The organism is Pseudoalteromonas sp. TP27 (assembly GCF_056470645.1).
The window spans coordinates 74,705-93,411 of sequence record NZ_JARDAK010000003.1; the positions used below are offsets into that span (position 1 = coordinate 74,705).

15 protein-coding genes are annotated in these 18,707 nt (G+C 38.7%); all 15 read left to right on the top strand.

Annotated elements, in window-relative coordinates:
- The first annotated feature begins 25 nt into the window (after positions 1 to 25).
- The 15 genes from PX700_RS05020 to PX700_RS05090 all read left to right on the top strand — a co-directional run bounded on the left by PX700_RS05020 (position 26) and on the right by PX700_RS05090 (position 18,701).
- On the top strand, positions 26 to 538 hold the full coding sequence (locus tag PX700_RS05020; protein ID WP_165727974.1) for a YcgN family cysteine cluster protein: 513 nt from the start codon (positions 26 to 28) through the stop codon (positions 536 to 538).
- Positions 538 to 1,056, top strand: coding sequence for an RNA methyltransferase (locus PX700_RS05025; protein ID WP_165727973.1), 519 nt, complete (start codon positions 538 to 540; stop codon positions 1,054 to 1,056). The genes PX700_RS05020 and PX700_RS05025 overlap by 1 nt, the downstream gene beginning before the upstream one ends.
- A 70-nt stretch (positions 1,057 to 1,126) precedes the next feature.
- The gene (locus tag PX700_RS05030) at positions 1,127 to 2,020 is read left to right on the top strand and encodes a substrate-binding periplasmic protein (RefSeq protein ID WP_479520034.1); all 894 of its coding nucleotides are present in this window, start codon (positions 1,127 to 1,129) and stop codon (positions 2,018 to 2,020) included.
- Between the two features lie 84 nt (positions 2,021 to 2,104).
- Positions 2,105 to 3,361, top strand: a complete 1,257-nt coding sequence (locus tag PX700_RS05035; RefSeq protein WP_415636971.1) for a sugar MFS transporter — start codon at positions 2,105 to 2,107, stop codon at positions 3,359 to 3,361.
- Positions 3,362 to 3,614: 253 nt separating this feature from the next.
- On the top strand, positions 3,615 to 5,504 hold the full coding sequence (locus PX700_RS05040) for a methyl-accepting chemotaxis protein (RefSeq protein ID WP_415636970.1): 1,890 nt from the start codon (positions 3,615 to 3,617) through the stop codon (positions 5,502 to 5,504).
- A gap of 5 nt (positions 5,505 to 5,509) precedes the next feature.
- Positions 5,510 to 6,604 carry a GGDEF domain-containing protein gene (locus tag PX700_RS05045; RefSeq protein ID WP_479520035.1) on the top strand — a complete coding sequence of 365 codons (1,095 nt, stop codon included), beginning with the start codon at positions 5,510 to 5,512 and terminating at the stop codon, positions 6,602 to 6,604.
- A gap of 9 nt (positions 6,605 to 6,613) precedes the next feature.
- Positions 6,614 to 7,228, top strand: a complete 615-nt coding sequence (locus PX700_RS05050) for a DsbA family protein (RefSeq protein ID WP_479520036.1) — start codon at positions 6,614 to 6,616, stop codon at positions 7,226 to 7,228.
- Positions 7,229 to 7,746: 518 nt separating this feature from the next.
- Positions 7,747 to 8,499: a DUF3450 domain-containing protein gene (locus PX700_RS05055; protein WP_479520037.1), complete on the top strand. Its 753-nt coding sequence runs from the start codon at positions 7,747 to 7,749 to the stop codon at positions 8,497 to 8,499.
- A 10-nt stretch (positions 8,500 to 8,509) separates the two neighbouring features.
- Positions 8,510 to 9,877 (top strand): MotA/TolQ/ExbB proton channel family protein, encoded by a 1,368-nt coding sequence (locus PX700_RS05060; RefSeq protein WP_479520038.1) that lies wholly within the window; start codon positions 8,510 to 8,512, stop codon positions 9,875 to 9,877.
- Positions 9,878 to 9,880: 3 nt separating this feature from the next.
- Positions 9,881 to 10,408, top strand: coding sequence for a MotA/TolQ/ExbB proton channel family protein (locus PX700_RS05065; protein WP_197238434.1), 528 nt, complete (start codon positions 9,881 to 9,883; stop codon positions 10,406 to 10,408).
- 53 nt (positions 10,409 to 10,461) lie between these two features.
- The gene (locus tag PX700_RS05070; protein WP_004334764.1) at positions 10,462 to 10,875 is read left to right on the top strand and encodes an ExbD/TolR family protein; all 414 of its coding nucleotides are present in this window, start codon (positions 10,462 to 10,464) and stop codon (positions 10,873 to 10,875) included.
- Positions 10,876 to 10,887: 12 nt separating this feature from the next.
- Complete coding sequence (locus tag PX700_RS05075; RefSeq protein ID WP_479520248.1) at positions 10,888 to 11,493, top strand: energy transducer TonB; 606 nt, start codon at positions 10,888 to 10,890, stop codon at positions 11,491 to 11,493.
- Between the two features lie 69 nt (positions 11,494 to 11,562).
- Complete coding sequence (locus PX700_RS05080; protein WP_479520249.1) at positions 11,563 to 12,891, top strand: tetratricopeptide repeat protein; 1,329 nt, start codon at positions 11,563 to 11,565, stop codon at positions 12,889 to 12,891.
- 306 nt (positions 12,892 to 13,197) lie between these two features.
- Entirely contained in the window at positions 13,198 to 15,993 is a 2,796-nt protein-coding gene (locus PX700_RS05085) for a hypothetical protein (RefSeq protein WP_479520039.1), read from the top strand.
- A 74-nt stretch (positions 15,994 to 16,067) separates the two neighbouring features.
- Positions 16,068 to 18,701 (top strand): TonB-dependent receptor domain-containing protein, encoded by a 2,634-nt coding sequence (locus tag PX700_RS05090; RefSeq protein WP_479520040.1) that lies wholly within the window; start codon positions 16,068 to 16,070, stop codon positions 18,699 to 18,701.
- Positions 18,702 to 18,707: the final 6 nt, after the last annotated feature.

Consider the following 18,707-nt stretch of genomic DNA (forward strand, 5'->3'; position numbering starts at 1 on the left):
GCTCTTTAGGGGGCACGAGTAAACTATGTTTGATCAACAATTAGCAAATACACAATTTTGGCTTAAAAAAAGCTTAAGCGACATGAGTCAAAACGAATGGGAGGCCATTTGTGATGGATGCGGAAAATGTTGTTTAAATACGTTTATTGATAGCGAAGATGAAGACGAATTTACCGCCACCGATCAGTTACGTGAAGGTGAGCAGTTAATATTTACTAATATTGTGTGTCAGTATCTTGATAACAACACCTGTGGTTGTAGCGAGTACGAAAACCGCCAAACGCTTGTTCCTTCTTGTGTAAAACTCACAAAAGAAAACCTCAAAGACATCTTTTTTATGCCGCAAAGTTGCAGTTACCGCCGTTTACACGAAGGGCGTGGCTTGGCTTCTTGGCATCCGTTATTAAACAATGGCGATAAAACAAAAATGCACGAGTTAGGGATTTCTGTAAAAGATAAAACAGTAAAAGATTGCGATGTGAAACTAGACGACTTTGATTTGTATATTGCAGAGTGGCCAACAAAGGACGCTGATTAATGAGTAAACAACAAGCCGTAATTGGTTTAATCAATCCTAAAAGCCCGACTAATGTTGGCGGCGTATTGCGTGCAGCAGGGTGTTACGACGCTAAACAGGTTTTTTTTACTGGTAATCGTTACTTAAATGCCAAAAAATTCCATACCGACACAAAAAATGTACTTGAGCGTATCCCGCTTACCGAAACTGATAGTTTAGAAGTAGTAAAGCCAGAGGGTGCAACCGTTGTGGTCATTGAACTTATTGAAGGGGCAACGCCGCTTCCTGAGTTTAAACACCCTGAAAACGCATTTTATATATTTGGTCCTGAAGACGGCTCAATCCCAAAAGATGTTTTAAAGTGGTGCGATGAGGTTGTTTATATTCCGACTATTGGCTGCATGAACTTAGCGGCTACTTGTAATGTGGTTTTGTACGATCGCTTAGCTAAATTAGGCGGCGTTGAGAGCAGCGATACAACAATTATAAGCTCGCGCGATACAAATAATAAAATGAAATGGGAAAAAGCATCTGATTAAGGTTTATCAGTGCAAAAGGTTTAGTTGTAACTAAACTTAAAAACATGATTAATCATCAATAGATTTTTACATGCGCTGGTTTTATTTTATATTATTACTGACAAGTAGTAATTGTTTTGCAGAAACGTCAGTTGAATATTATCAAAATGGTATTCAATATGTTTTAAATGGGCATTATCACAAATCAGGAGTGCTCTATGAAGCGAAAAACCCCAAACAAACACTCCATTTAGCCACACTCGATTGGCCTCCTTATATTGGTAATAATTTATGTAATAAAGGCTGGGTTTATCAATTTTCAATTGCCTTGTTAAATAGTAAGGGCTACAGCGTATATATTGAATTTTTGCCTTGGGCAAGAGCTGTTAGAAATGTAGAGCTAGGCAAAGCTGATATATTAATGCCTGAATACTTTATAGAAGATACAGCCCCCTCTGATTATGTTACTGGTAAAACACGTCGAGAATTGCTCGGTTTATCTAATTCGTTTAAAGGTGGCGAAATTGCATTTTTAAAAAGGAAAGGCGATACAGACCGTTTCACTGGAAACTTAAAATCGCTTAAAGGGCAAAAGATTGGTGTTGTTCGTGGGTATCAAAATACGCCTGAGTTTGATGCCATGATGGATAATACTGAGTTTGAAGTTATCACCTCTGTTGATGATTTACAGCTTGTTCAGCTTCTGGTTGCTAAACGTGTTGATTTGATTATAGGCGATCCTCAAGTTCTTAAATTCTCTGTTACGTACTCTTCTTTAACGAAACCTGAAAAACAATCTTTGCTTTCTTCCATTGAACAAGAAAGCATTCCTCTGCAATACAACCCTTTATATTTTGCTATTAGTAAGCTTACACCTAAATGGCTTTTAGTCTTAGAGGACATAAATGAAGGGCTTTATCAGTTTCATAATAGTGGCGAAATAGACCGTATTATCAATACGACAAATACTCAATGCAAACCATAAATTGGAACGTTCCTTTGTTGCGCCGACTAATTTATATATAAACATGTAGAATCGTTTTCAACTTGTTAATGGAGTGAAAACGACGTGAGTGAAATAAATACAAATCAATCATTCGCGGTCAACGAACAGCCAAATAAAAATTATCTGTTTCCACTGACTGCAATGACGACCCTATTTTTTTTATGGGGTTTTATTACTGTTTTAAACGATGTACTAATACCACGATTAAAAGGCGTATTTGATTTAAGCTTTTTTGAAGCGATGCTAGTACAGTTTTGCTTTTTTGGTGCTTATTTTATTGTTTCTATCCCTGCGGGGATTTTAGTTAAGCAGTTTGGTTACAAAAAAGGGATTTTAACTGGTTTAATTGTGGCTTCAATTGGGTGCATGTTGTTTTATCCTGCTGTTGTAGTACATGAATATTGGCTATTTTTGAGCGCTTTATTTGTACTTGCCGCTGGTGTAACGGTGCTTCAGGTTTCTGCAAATCCTTATGTTGCAGCTCTTGGGAGCGAAAAAACAGCTTCGTCTCGGTTAAATTTAGCACAAGCTCTTAATGCACTCGGCACTACAGTTGGTCCGTACGTTGGTGGCATACTATTTTTTGGAACCGCAGGTACATTAGCGGCTTCTGCAGCAACTGCTGAGTCTGTAAAAGTGCCTTACTTAATGCTGGCTGGTGCCTTATTACTTATCGCTATTATATTTGCCTTTATAAAGCTTCCAGAAATTGAAGCCCATAAAGAAGAAAATAATACAGCAATCGAGTCTCGTTCGTTAACTCAAGCACCTCACTTAACTATGGGTGTACTTGCTATATTTTGTTATGTAGGCGGGGAGGTAGCCATTGGTAGCTTTTTAGTTAATTACTTTGGTGAGGCACACATAGCAGGACTTGAAGAGCACACTGCAGCAGCGCTTATTAGTTATTACTGGGGCGGGGCAATGGTAGGACGCTTTATTGGTTCTGTGTTATTACAAAAAATAGCACCTTCAAAAGCCATCGCGTTTAATGCATTTAGTATTATCGCACTCTTACTGATCACTATTTTTACTCAAGGTGACGTCGCTTTATATTCTGTATTGGCAATTGGTTTATTTAACTCAATTATGTTTCCGACTATATTCTCGGTTGCTATCGAGCGACTAGGATCGTTGACCAGTAAAGGCTCTGGTTGGTTATGCTTAGCTATTGTAGGTGGTGCACTTGTACCATTACTGCAAGGGTTTATAGCGGATACAGTAAATATACAGCAAAGCTTTTTTGTTCCAATGCTATGTTATGTATTTATTGCATGGTACGGATTAAATGTTGTTCGCTTAGCAAATAAGTGGAAATAACAGACTATAAAATAGTGACTGAATACGTATTCAGTCACTTATAAAGCTACATTTCGCAGGAACGTTCCAAAATAAATCAATACTAGTCATAATCTATTTCACTATTAGTCAGTTACCCCCTAAAGCCTTTTTTTTAATCCTTTATCCTTATTTTATCTAATAATCTAGTCGCAAGCCTTATTTATTAAGACATTTAGCTAAATTTTTGCTAAAACTGTATGGATAATAACGAAAAAATAATAAAAGGGCTTATATGCTTAACTCGTTAAAATTTACTTCCAAAGTGACTATTGCAGCCTCTTTAATTTTGGTTTTGGTACTAGGGTTATTTACTTTTAATAACTATATTGCCATGCGTAAGCAAACCGAGCAGCAGTTAAGCCTAGTATTACAACAAAATTCCGAATCTGTGTCGCAAAATATAGCGAGTTGGTTAAATGCAAAGCTGGCGATTGTTATATCAATTGCTAAAACCCATAAAGCTAATGATTCTAAAGCCCTCACCCTTTCACAATTAAATACTGCAGAGCTTGCCGGAAGCTTTAAAAATACTTACATAGGTAAATCCAGCGGCACGTTTATATTAAACGATCAATCAGTCGTTTTACCTGCTGACTTTGATGCGACTTCTCGTCCTTGGTATAAATTAGTTGAAAACAAATCTAATACTGCTTTTACGACTCCTTACATAGATGTAACAACTAATGAGCTTACAATTTCAGCGGTAGTACCTATGTTACAAAATGGGCAGTTTAGCGGCGTTGCAGGTGCCGATATTGATATGCAAACCGTGACTAAAATTATTAACGATATTGATTTTTTAGGGCTTGGCTATGGCTTTTTACTCGATAACAAAGGTCAAGTGTTAAGCCATCCTAATACTAAGTTAAACTTAAAAAATACATCAGATATTTTTGGTACTAATACACCTTTGCAAAGTGAGTTTACCCAATACGAGATAAACGGAGAGTCTAAGCTTATCTCGTTTACTAAAATTAGCGGTATTGAAAACGTAGATTGGTACTTAGGTGTTGTTATAGATAAAAATAAAGCATATGCCAGTGTATCGACTTTTGGTCAAACTGCGGCTGTTTTTATGGTAATAGGGATCATTACTATCATTATTATGATGCAGCTTTTATTACGCTATTTAATGCAGCCTATGAACCGTTTAAACGATGCCATTAAAGATATAGCACAAGGTGAAGGCGATTTAACAAGGCGCTTAACCGTTGAAAATGATGATGAATTTGGCGACTTGAGTCATTCATTTAATATTTTCATCGAAAAGATTCAACACTCAATAGAGCATGTAAAAAGCACTACAGAGCAATTAGATAGTGCTATTGAGAGCTTGGTATCACAAACACATTCATCATTGTCTATGTATGACGACCAAAGTAAACGTACCGATAGTGTTGCAGCGGCGATTAATCAGTTTTCAGCCACATCCATGGATATTTCAAATAATGCAGAGAGTGCATCGCAGCTTGCTAAAAATGCAGATGAGCACTCAACACAAAATCAAGAAGCATTAAGTCACAGTGTTGCAACCATCCACCAGCTCTCGGCTAATATGGAGAAAGCTCAGCAAACTATAAATAGTTTAAATACACACACAGCCAGTATTGGGCAAGTGCTTGAAGTTATTAAAGGTGTAAGCGAGCAAACTAATTTATTGGCACTCAATGCTGCAATAGAAGCTGCTAGAGCAGGAGAAGCTGGACGCGGTTTTGCCGTTGTAGCAGATGAAGTACGCCAGTTAGCACACCGCACTCAACAATCAACGCAAGAAATTGAAGACACCGTGAGCCAACTACAAAAAGGCTCAAATCTTGCTGTAGAGCTTATGAAAACAAGCCTACAAGACAGTGAAAAAAGCGTGCAGCAAGCAGATGCAGTCGGCAATTTAATGAGCCATGTTATACAGGCTATTAAACAAATTAATGATGCTAATCATTCTGTGGCCAGTGCAACCGACGAGCAAAATCAAGTAGTTAAGTTATTAGATACCGATATTCAAACAATTAATGCACTTTCTATACAAGGCAAGGCTAACTTAAATGACACGCTTAACGAATGTACCAAACTAAAACAACAGTTTAGTGCCTTGGAAAATATGGTTCAAAAGTTTAAAGTATAAAATTAATGACTAAAAAAAATGTGAATAAACCAAATTGGCTCAGTCTAATAAATATCGACAGTGTTTATAGCTCAGACAAACAGCGCAAAGCGTTTTCTTTATTTACCATGATTGGGATATCAATTGTGGTGATCGCACTATTAGTGTTTTTGAATTATAAGGTTTACTCACCGATACTCACCACTTCATTAATTATCGTTAACATTACAAATATAAGCTGTTCTATCTACTTTATAAAAACGGGTAACCTGCAAGTTGTGGCATTAATAAGTATGAGCATTGTGTGCATGATGTTTGTTGCACTTGTTTATACCGGTGGTAAAGACAACACCGCGCTATATTGGCTAATGTTTTATCCTGTAGTGACGTTTGCATCTTTAGGGGTCAGATTAGGTGCTTGGTTAGGTTTTACTTTACTGTTTTCTTGTATTGTTATTTTATACGGCCCTAATTTTGGTCAAGTTAGCTATGGCGATATAGAAAAAACACGATTTATAGCGTCCTTTTCTATGGTGTTTTTATTCTCATTTATTGGTGAATACTTTAGATATAAAAGCCATCAGGCTATTGCTGATATTACGCTAGAGCAAAAACAAGATGCTTATACCGACCCCCTCACAGGCATAGCAAATAGACGTTTCATTACCTCTCATTTTTTAAAGCTTGCCCAAACACGTCCAGAGCAGTACTTACCTTTTTCAATTTTATTAATAGATTTAGATAACTTCAAATTTTTAAACGATACGCATGGTCACGACTTTGGTGATACGGTATTGATTGAGTTTACCAAGCTTTTGGAATCTCAGTTTTTGGCAACTGCGTTAAAGGCCCGTTATGGCGGTGAGGAGTTTGTTGTTATTTTACCGCAGGTTACTGTTCCTACAGCCACTGTAATAGCAAACAAATTTCGAGAGGCTGTTGCAGGGCACGTTATATTTACTGATGACAAGCAGCGTATTTCAATCACCTGTAGTATTGGTATTTCACAAGTAAATAAAGTAACTGATTATGATGATTCGTTAAAACAAGCTGATGAAGCTCTTTATAGTGCAAAGGCAGCGGGGCGTAATAGAGTAGTCTCAAGCCCAATTTCTAACTGAAGGATTAATATGTCTCAAAGTAAATTAATATATGTTCATGATCCAATGTGTAGTTGGTGTTGGGGCTTCTCACCAACCTGGCTTAAGCTAAAATCAGAGCTTGCTGGTAAAGTAGCAATTGAATATAAAGTAGGTGGATTAGCACCTGATAGCCAAGAACCAATGCCACAAAATATGAAAGAGATGCTTGAAGGTACTTGGCATAAAATTTCAGCGCAGTTGGGTACGCAGTTTAATTATGACTTTTGGCGTAACTGCCAGCCAAGGCGCTCAACGTATCCTTCATGCAGAGCTGCACTTATAGCGCGCAAAGCGAATAAAGAAGCCGACATGGTCGCTGCAATTCAACATGCTTACTACCTAAACGCGCAAAACCCGTCTGATGAAAGCACATTAATTAGTTTGGCTGAAAATATTGGTTTAGATAAAGGTGAGTTTACTGCGGCGTTAACGTCAAGCGAACTTAATGAGGAGCTCAAAGCAGAGTTATCCTTTGTTCGCACATTACCAATCCAAGGTTTTCCCTCGCTCGTGCTTATTAAAGGTAATAAAGCATACCCAATTGAAATAAATTACACCGATTGGCAATACTCTTTTGATCAAATTAATTCAATTTTAAACTAGGGCGTGTTGATCTTTGGTGGGTGAATTTGCAGCAGTATGTTTGGTTTTTAGGCAAGGCGGAGCCTATTTAGTGTGGTTATTCCCCATGAATAGGCGATAACGCAGCATAAATACCAAACATGCGCTGCCCTTTGGGTTCTTTCTAGGGACGATTAACTCTTTGTTACTCGGTTTTTACTTAGCCCACTAGGTTACAAACCTCGCGCCGCGATTTAATCGCCCCTAGATTGAACAAATTTCAATCCACAAAGATCAACACGCCCTAGTCACCTTCTTTCATCTTCTCAATAAAGGGTATTTGATTAGTAAGTACCCTTATTACCGTTAAAATCCCCTCGTAAGTCTTAATTATTACCACTGTCATAAAAGCGACTTTTTTGCGCAACATCCTTGTCATGTTTCATCTATAAACTTCTGCTCATTGAAATTATTAAGTCATAAATTATTTATATAACTTAATTTATGGCTTTAAAAAACAAACTAGCAAATCCGCTAACTAACGAGTAAAGGTGTATGCGATGAAAGGCGTTAAACCATTAATCTTAGCTGGTATTGTGGCCGCAAGTGCAGCAGTACACGCAAACGATTTAGATAAGGTTATTGATAAAAGCAGTGAAATTAATAAATCAGCTGCGCAATCACAAACAAAAATAGACAAGATTGCAGATTCAATGCAAGGACGTTTACAGCAATTTAAAACCCTCAATAAAGAAATTGACGGTTTAGCTGTTTACAACGCTCAGCTAACTAAACAGTTAAATAATCAAATAGAAGAGATGGAATCTTTAAACCTGTCAATGGATCAGGTTTCTATTATTGAACGTCAAATTACTCCGCTAATGCTGCGCATGATCACAGGCCTTGAGCAGTTTGTATCTTTAGACATTCCATTTTTATCTGATGAGCGCACTAAGCGCGTTACGTCTTTAAATGAAATGATGAATCGTGCAGATATCAACTCAAGCGAAAAGTTTCGCCGTGTGCTTGAAGCCTACCAAGTTGAAGTTGACTACGGACGCACTATCGAAGCTTATACCGCACTTTTAAATGTGGATGATAAAGAGCGTGAAGTCGACTTTTTACGCATTGGCCGTTTAGAGCTTATTTATTTAACACGTGATGGCAAAAAAGCCGGTAGTTGGAATGCAGATACAAAATCGTTTGAAGCATTACCAGATTCTACAATAAGCCAAATAAATAAAGGCTTACGTATTGCACGTAAGCAACTAGCCCCAGATATGTTAACTCTGCCAGTACATGCAGCAGAATAAGAGGTTGAAAATGAAATTGTTTACTCAAATGACAAAAATAGCTCTTTTTGCTGCAAGCCTAAGCATTACTGGTGCAAGTATAGCGGCAGAGCCAATGAACCTAGATTCATTACTTAAAACGCTCGAAAATGGTAAATCAGCACAAAGCGAGCAAAACAAGCAACGTGAACAAGAGTTTGCGGCTCGTCAAAACGAACAAGTACAAATGCTTAAAAATACCCAAGCTAAGCGTAATCAAATGTTGGTGGGATCTGAGCGTTTAGAAACACAGTTTGAAGAAAACGAAGTAAAACTAGCTAACCTAACAGACACGCTTTCTAAACGTATGGGCTCGCTAAAAGAGTTATTTGGTGTGTTACAGCAAGTAGCGGGTGATTCTAGTAATAAATTTGCGACATCGATTGTGTCGGCTCAAATAGACGGGCGCAGTAGGTTTATGGATGAACTTGCTCAAAAAATGGGTTCAACGTCAAAACTTGCTTCAATAGAAGATATTGAAAAAGTATGGTTTGAACTACAACGAGAAATGACCGAGCAAGGCAAGGTAAGCCGCTTTAACGCAAGCGTTATTGTTGAAGGTGGCACTAAAGCACAGCAAGAAGTTGTGCGAGTGGGTGCATTTAACCTTATATCAAACGGTAAATACTTAGAATTTAATCCATCGACTAATTCTTTGAGTGAATTAACACGCCAACCTGTATCGCGCTTTACTGCAACAGCCGAAGAGCTACAAACTACTAAAAGTGGTGTAGTGCGATTTGCACTTGACCCAACAGGCGGCTCAATTCTTGGTTTATTAGTTCAAGCACCCGATACGCAAGAGCGTGTTCATCAAGGTGGGACCGTTGGTTATGTGATTTTAGGCGTGGGTGTTATTGCACTTCTTATATCACTAGAGCGTTTTTTCTCATTATTGATTATGGGCGGTAAAATTCGCCGCCAGCTTAAAGATAGTGTTGCACGTGATGACAATCCGCTTGGACGTGTGATGAAAGTAAAAGATCAATTTCCAAGTGTTTCACACGACACACTTGAGCTTAAATTAAGTGAAGCTATTTTACGTGAAATGCCAAAAGTGACACGTAATTTAACACTTATCAAAATCATCTCTGTTGTTGCACCGCTACTTGGTTTATTGGGTACGGTAACCGGCATGATCAATACATTCCAAGCAATCACCTTGTTTGGAACTGGGGATCCTAAGCTTATGGCGGGTGGTATTTCTCAAGCACTAGTAACAACGGTATTGGGCTTAGTTGTGGCAATTCCGACGGTATTTTTATACACCTTACTTAATACGCGCGCTAAAAATATTTTGTTAACTATTCAAGAGCAGAGCGCCGGTATTATCGCAGAGCGTAGCGAGAAGGGAGCATAAACCATGGTGCTATTGATTGATTCAATCAATGCTATCCGTGATTTTCTCGACACTGGTGGCCAGGTTCTCTTGGTCATCGGGGTGTTAATCTTCGCGATGTGGTTATTGATACTCGAGCGATTTATTTATTTTTTCAACGGTTTTCGAAGCTATAAACAGGGTGTGAAAACCGATTGGATTAACCGCGCAGAACGTAATAGTTGGAACGCCGAGCAAATACGCGAAGCAATAATATCGCGAGCAGGTATGCGCTTAAACACTAACCTCTCTTTGATTAATGTAATGGTTGCTTTATGCCCACTACTTGGTTTGTTAGGGACTGTAACGGGCATGATTGAAGTGTTTGATGTGATGGCAATAACAGGTACAGGCAGTGCGCGCTCAATGGCATCAGGGGTATCTAAAGCAACTATCCCGACAATGGCAGGCATGGTTGGTGCGTTATCGGGGGTATTTGCCTCAACGTATTTACAACGAAAAGCTAAGCGCGAAGTAGAACTACTACAAGACACTATGGTTTTAGACCATTAAGCAAAATTTTGATAAGCGGCTTATATAAAGTCGCTCATCCTAGGAGAATAAAAATGAGAGCCCCGTTAGGAAACCTATTTCAAGAAGACGAAGCTGAGGAAATAAACATGACCCCAATGCTAGACGTTGTATTTATCATGCTTATTTTCTTTATTGTAACTGCCTCTTTTGTTAAAGAAGCCGGTATTGATGTTAACCGCCCTGAAGCCGCAACAGCGGTTAAAAAAGAGCGTGCTAATATCCTGGTAGCGATTTCTGATACAGGTGAAATTTGGATTAATAAACGTCAAATTGATGTACGCGCAGTACAAGCAAATATCGAGCGTTTAAAAGCCGAGAATCCACAAGGTAGCGTTGTTATTCAAGCGGATAAAAAAGCGACTACCGAGATGTTAATTAAGGTAATGGATGCCTCGCGCGCGGCGGGTGCATTTGATGTATCAATTGCCGCACAAGATGCGTCGTAAGGGCTAGTTATGTTGCGATATTTAGTTGCATTAGTGATAGCCGGTGTAGTGACCTTTATGCTGTTTTTAGGCATGCAGGCACTTATTACTGGTGGTGAAGGCGCTATGACAGACCCGGTAAAGGGTAACGTACTTGATTTTGTTCGCTTGAAAAAAGAAGAAACCGTACAAAAAAAAGAGCGTAAACCTCAAAAACCACCAACACCAAAAGAGCCGCCACCGCCTATGGAGTCGCCGCAAATGCAAAGTAGCGATGCGACAGCAAATGCTAATAACTTTGATTTTGCTGCCAATGTAGATGCTGATGTAAATTTAGCGGGCGGTTTAGCACTAGAGACAAGTGATGGTGAATATTTACCGATTGTAAAAGTGGCCCCAGTGTATCCGCGCCGTGCATTATCACGTGGTATCGAAGGCTACGTTATTGTTGAATTTACAGTAACTAAGCAAGGTACAGTGCGCGACCCACAAGTAGTAAAAGCAGAGCCTGAGTCACTCTTTGATAGAGCCGCGATGGATGCAGCACTTAAATTTAAATATAAACCACGTGTAGTAAGCGGTGAAGCCGTTGAAGTAGCGGGTGTTCAGAACAAAATATCTTTCCAAATTAGCGGTTAATTTAGTAATTAACCACGAGTAAACGGACGGAAATGCGAGGCGATTATGAAACCATTTATTAAATCAGTTATGAAATTAAACCCTACGGCTAAACTTTTGAAAGTGACTTTATTTTGTACCGCTGCAGTAAGTACAAGCATTGTAACTCCAAGTGCTTTAAGCCTGATACCAGGGCTAAATGTAGCTACGGCACATGCAGAGTCAGAACAAAAAACTAAACGTGTACCAGCGCTTCGCGAAAAGGTTTACAGCCAGCTTGCACGTGCACAAAAACTGGCTGACGATGGCGATGTTAAAGCAGGCCTTGAGGCGCTTGATAGCATTCAAGAACGTGCATCAAGTATGAACTCGTACGAAATTGCGATGATGCATAACTTTTATGGCTTTATTTATTACAACGAAAACGATTTACCAAAAGCAATAGCTTCGTTTGAAAAGGTCGTAGCAGAGGAGGCTATTCCTGAGTCGCTTCGTTTAAGTACTACATTTAGTTTAGCGCAACTAGCTATGGCTAATAGTGACTATAAGAAGGTAATTGCGTTTTTAGATAACTGGGATGCAATAAATACTAAACCTAAAACAGAAGGTTACTATTTATTAAGAGCACAAACGTATTACCAGTTAAAGGATTACCAAAAAGGGCTTGAGTATATTACTCAGGTTATTTCACTAAGTGACAGTGAAGGTAAAACGCCTAAAGAGAATTGGTTAGTACTTCAGCGTGCCATGTACTACTCACTCAATCAAACTGACAAAGTTGTTGAAGTACTTGAGCGCATGGTAAAGCTTTATAACAAGCCTGAGTATTGGGTGCAGTTATCGGGTATGTATGGTGAAACAGGGCAAGAAAAACAACAGTTAGCCGTAATTGAAGCGGCTTATCAGCAAGAATTTTTAACCTCAAAGTCTGATTTACGCCAATTAGCACAAGTGTATTTATATAACGGCTTAGCATTTAAAGCCGCAGACGTTATGAGCGATGCGATTGAAAAAGGTATCGCAGAGCAAAACGCTAAAAACTATGCCTTTGTAGCTGAGGCGATGATCCAAGCAAAAGAAGACGAAAAATCAATAAAATACTTTGTAAAAGCAGCCGATTTATCACCTAGTGGTAAGTATGACCAACGCTTAGCTGAAGTGTATGTTAACACTGAACAATATGAGGAAGCAGCCGATGCAGCGCGTAAAGCACTTAATAAAGGCTCACTTGATTTTGAATCAAATGCGTTTGTTGCCTTAGGGATGGCGCAATACAATTTACAAAATTTTGATGCATCTATCCTGGCGTTTGAACAAGCCGAAAAACATAAAAAATCACAGCGTTTAGCGCAGCAATGGATTAAATATGTAAAGCGCGAGAAAGTGCATGCAGAAACACTTAGGACAGCGTTACTTTAATTTTTGACTAGCGTGATTATTTGGTAACAGGTATACACGTCAAGCTATTTCATAATCGCACTATGCAAACCGCCTTAAATTTATTTCTGGCGGTTTTTTTATTTTGTTTTAATTAACCATTTGAAATTTATGAAAATAACTTTGTCATCTTATGTTTATTAAAGTGTAACGGCTCTGTCATACAGCTCCCGTAAGGTAGTCGGAGCTAAGAACTCAAGTGACCTTAATGCATTATAAAGTGCTTTAAGGTGACTTGAGTTTAATAAAGCGCTAACAAAATAATTAAATACTTTAACGGAGTGAACAATGAAATTATCTGACTTATTCAAGGTCAGCCTTGTGGCTACTGCAATTACATTAGCCGGCTGTGGCGGTGATATAAATCTAAATGTTGAAGAAACGGTTGAACAACCAACTTCACCTACAAATCCAACACCACCAACAGCTGAAGAGTTACCCGGTACATTTAGCCAAAGTTTATCAACAGAGGTATCTACTGCCTTAGGTCGTTCTGTTACTGTTCAGGTTCTTTCTGGTGTTATAACACAAGATACAACACTTTCAACTGATGCAATTTGGGCACTTGATGGCGCTGTTTTTGTTGGTAAAGATAAAGCAGAAAGTGCAACGCTTACTATTGAACCAGGCGCTGTCGTCTTTGGTAATAATGGAGGCGATTACATTGTTGTTAGTCGTGACTCAAAAATTGAAGCGTCAGGAACTAAAAACGACCCAATTATCTTTACATCTAAGCAAGATGTTTTAGGTGAAACAACTGCTGCAGGTCAATGGGGCGGTATGGTGTTATTAGGCAATGGTATTTCAAATAAATGTCCTGCTGAAGGCGATTGTGCACTTCAAGTAGAAGGTGTTGAGTCTGGTGCTGTGTTTGGCGGTACTGATAACACTGATAGTTCAGGTACTCTTAAATACGTAGTCGTTAAAAATGCGGGTTTTGAGCTTTCTGTTGGTAATGAGTTAAACGGTATTACATTTGGTGCGGTAGGCTCTGGTACAACAGTTGATTACTTACAAGTTCATAATAATGCGGACGATGGCGTTGAATTTTTTGGTGGCGCGGTTAATTTAAAACACGTTGTTTTAACAAGTATCGATGATGATAGCATTGATTGGGATAATGGCTTCCAAGGAAAAATGCAGTTTGTTTACGTCGAGCAAGATAAAAACTCTACTGATGCAAACCGAGGAATTGAAGCTGATAACGACGGTAAAATCCCTTCTAAAGATCCAAAATCGTTGCCTATGATTTCTAATTTAACCATTATTGGTAATAACTTTAATGGTGAAGACGATGCTGAAGGTATTTACTTACGTGAAGGCACCGGTTTACACCTATACAACTCAGTGATCACAGGCTCTGATGAAATGGGTGAGTGTTTAGAGCTTGAAGGTATTGCATTGGCAGATGATGGCACGGCATTATTTTCTGATAGCGAAACAGTAAATAATGCTAACGATGGCACTATATTAATGCAAAACACTTTTATGTCTTGTACTAATGGTGAAAACTTTAAAGACCCTAAAGGTGCAGATGGTTCAGTACTTTTAGCGTTAGAAGGGTGGTTTACGGCGCAATCTGGTAACGTTATTAATGACAAACCTATGCTAGGTGTTAATGGTCAGCCTATTGCCGGCTCTCCTTTGTTAGGTGCTGGTCAGGATGTTGCTAATACCGTTGATGCATTTTTCGACACAGTTGATTTTGCGGGTGCATTGAATGATTCTGATGATTGGCGTGAAGGCTGGGCATTTGGTTATGGTGGCGGAATTGTTACCGCACCTGAAGCCGTTGCAGGTTGCCCTACAGGAACAACTTCAATTTCACCAGGTGATGGCACAACGACAACGTGTGAAATATCGGGTCGTATTACAGCTGATTTAACACTAACCGCTGGTAACCTTTATGCACTTGACGGCGCTGTATTCGTTGGTGGTGATAAAACAGACTCTGCTACTTTGACAATTGAACCTGGTGTTACCGTTTATGGTAGAAACGGTAAAGATTATTTAGTTGTTGGTCGTGATTCTAAAATAGAAGCTAACGGCACAAAAGATAAGCCTATTTCGTTTACATCTAGTCAAGATGTAGCTGGCGAAGCTACAGCCGCAGGACAATGGGGCGGTTTAGTGCTTCTTGGTAATGCGCCGTCTAACAAATGTCCAGATACTGGTGATTGTGCTCTTCAAGTTGAGGGCGTAGAAAGTGGAGCGGTATTTGGTGGTACAGAGACGACTGATAACTCAGGTACTTTGCGTTATGTTCGCGTAATGAATGGTGGCTACTTACTTTCACCAGGTAATGAAATAAACGGTATTACTTTTGGCGGTGTTGGCTCTGGTACAACCGTTGAATACTTACAGGTTCACCAAAATGCAGATGACGGAATAGAGTTTTTTGGTGGTAACGTTCAAGCAAAATACGTTGTGCTTACAAGTATTCAAGATGACAGTATTGACTGGGATAATGGATTCCAAGGTAAATTACAACATGTACTTGTAAAGCAAGCTGCTGATAATTCGGATGCAAACCGTGGTATTGAATCAGATAACGATGGTAAATCACCGTCAAAATTACCTAAATCAAATCCGACTATTGCTAACTTAACTATCATAGGTAATACCTTTGATGGTGAAGATGATAGTGAAGGTATGTATTTCCGTGAAGGCACAGGCGCTCAAATCTATAACACTATTGTTACCGGTCCAGTAGGGATGGGTGAGTGTTTAGAAATTGAAGGTATTGCAAAAGATGACTCTGGAACCCCGTTATTTACTGAAAGCGAAACATTGAATAATGCCAACGACGGAACTTTATTGATTAAGTCTTCGGTTATTGCTTGCTCAGAAAACTTTAAAGACCCAAGTGGCGTTACTTTTGATACGCAAAACTGGTGGACGACAACCTTAGGTAATCTAGTTGCAACAGGGCAACCTGATGTTGTAAATGGTATTTTTACAATAGATACAACAGTTCCAACAGACGTAAAGGCAATCGATAGTTTCTTTGATACTACTGACCATATAGGTGCAGTTTCAAGTACTAATGATTGGACCGCTGGTTGGACTGTAGGTCTGGAATAACACAGTAAGAACAGGTGTTAAATTTGTTTAACACCTTTTTATAACTTTCTGTTTTATATCAGATAGAGGTAAACATGAAACAATTTTCCAAACATTTTAGTTTATCAGCTTTAAGTACCGCTATTTTATGTAGCCTAAGCATGTCAGTTAATGCTGCTGAAGTTGATGATGAAGCTGTACTCGAAGAAGTTGTTGTTAGTGCAAGTCGTTTAAAAGGCACTGCAACGGCTGTACTTGAAGAGCGTAAACAACAAGCATTTGTTGCCGATATAATGGGAGCAGAGCAAATATCCCGTAGTGGTGACAGCGATGCTGCGGGCGCTTTGCGCCGTGTAACGGGTCTTACATTAGTTGACGGTAAGTTTATATATGTACGGGGTTTAGGCGAGCGCTATTCGAGTACGCAATTAAATAGTGCTGCTGTGCCAAGTCCTGATCCAACACGTTCAGTTATCCCTTTGGATTTATTTCCAGCAGGTATAATCGAGAGCTTATCAGTACAAAAATCTTATTCACCATCAATGCCTGCTTCATTTGGTGGTGGTAATGTAGATATAAGATTAAAAAGTATTCCGAATCAGTTTGTTTTTGATGTTACAGGTCAGTTAGGTTACAACAGCAACAATTTTGATGATGGCCTTGAATACAATGGCGGTTCTGATGATTGGTATGGTTTTGATGATGGCACACGTGAAATGCCCGATTCTATTAAAGCTATTTATAAATCAGGTCAATCAATTGATGATGTTACACCTGAGCAAAGTCGTGCATTAGCACTTGATTTAAATAGAGATTATGACCCAACTGAAACAAGTTTAGACCCAAATACTAAATTTACTATAACACTGGGTAATAGCTTTGAGTCAGGTGATTGGCGTTATGGGTTTTTATCTGCTGTAAGTTACGATAATAAATATTTTGTAGGTGAAGAATACCAAGGGCAAGATTTCCGTCTAGGGGAGTCTACTGCTGCGCTTACGCGAGGTTATGACAAAGTGACCTCTAGTGAGCATAACGTAAAGCTTTCTGGGATGTTTAATTTTGGTATTGAGTACGATAAGTCACATCGTATTGATATTAGTTCGCTGATACTTCGCGATACTGAAGACAAAGTTAGAGACCGTTTAGGTATTGATGAGAACAACAATCAATCAGATAACAAACGCATTCGTTCTTACGATATTAGCTACGAAGAGCGTGAGTTAATTGTAAACCAGATTAAAGGCACGCATACGTTTGATTGGTTAAACTTTGCAGGCTTTGATTGGAAATACTCTAATGGTCGTTCAAATCGTTATGCACCTGGTAACTTAACAACGCGATTTATTGTTACTGATGAAAACGAAGATGGTAATTATGATGTTCAAAATGAAATCGCTTTAACTAATGCAACAACGGCAGCACGCTATACGTATCAAAATTTAAATGATGAAGTAGAGAATTACGGGTTTAACTTCACATTCCCTATTATGCTTGATGGCGTTGATATTGAATTAAAATCAGGTGCTGATTTTATATCAAAAGAACGCTCAGCGTCTAATCGTCGTTTTGACATTAATACGCGCGCCTTTAGCGGTGTAGATTTAAATGGCAATAAATTAAACAGCATTTTATCTGATGATGTAATTGCTAATGCTCAGCTTAATTTGCCTATTTTAAATGATACGACTGTTTCCGGTGATGATTATAGGTCGGCTCAAAAAACTGATGCGTATTATTTTGAAGCAGATTTTTTCTTTAATAATAAATGGCGTATAAGTGGAGGTATTCGTTGGGAAGACTTTAGGCAAGTGTCTGTCCCTTTAGATCCATTTACAGGAGGTCTTGACTCATCAATTGAGTACGGGGAGCTTGCAGATTTGGCTTTTCAAGAAGATGATGTTTATGGTGCGTTAGCATTTACATATGTTTATGATGATGAAACCCAATATCGTTTGAGCTACGGTGAAACAGTTGTACGCCCTGATTTACGTGAGATTTCAGAATCAACATATATTGATCCACTTACAGAATATCCAGTAGGGGGAACACCGGGCCTGCGTACAACACAGATCAAAAACTATGATTTCCGTTGGGAAAATTATTACGATACAGGTGATAACTTTTCAGTAGGTTTATTTTATAAAGATATGACTGACCCTATTGAATCAGTGCAATCGCCTTCACAAGATGGTCCTCCATTAGTACGTATAGCGAATGCTGAGGAAGGTTATGTAGCAGGCGTTGAATTTGACTATCTAAAAGATTTTACTTTTTTAGGTGGCATCGGCCAACATATCTTTTTAAGTGGTAACGTTACATTAAGTGATTCTGAAATAAAGTTAGATCGACAAGCAATCGTAGATCAAACAGGGGTTTCAGCTGCTGTAACAAACACAAAGAGACGTTTAACCGGACATTCTAAATACGTGATAAATATGCAGTTAGGCTATGATGCGCCAAGTGGAGAGCATGCTGCGACAATTATTTATAATGTATTTGGTGAACGTATCATTATACCGGGTATTGAAGGTCAAGAGGATTGGATGGAGCAGCCATTTCATTCTGTAGACTTAAACTATACTTACTTCCCAGATTTCAATTCAAGCATTAAGTTTAAAGTGTTGAATATTTTAGGCCAAGATCAAAAAATTGAAGCGGATGGAGTATTAACTCGTTCTAAGGAAAAAGGAACTGAGTTTTCGGTTGAGTATAAGTATCAATTTTAACGCATA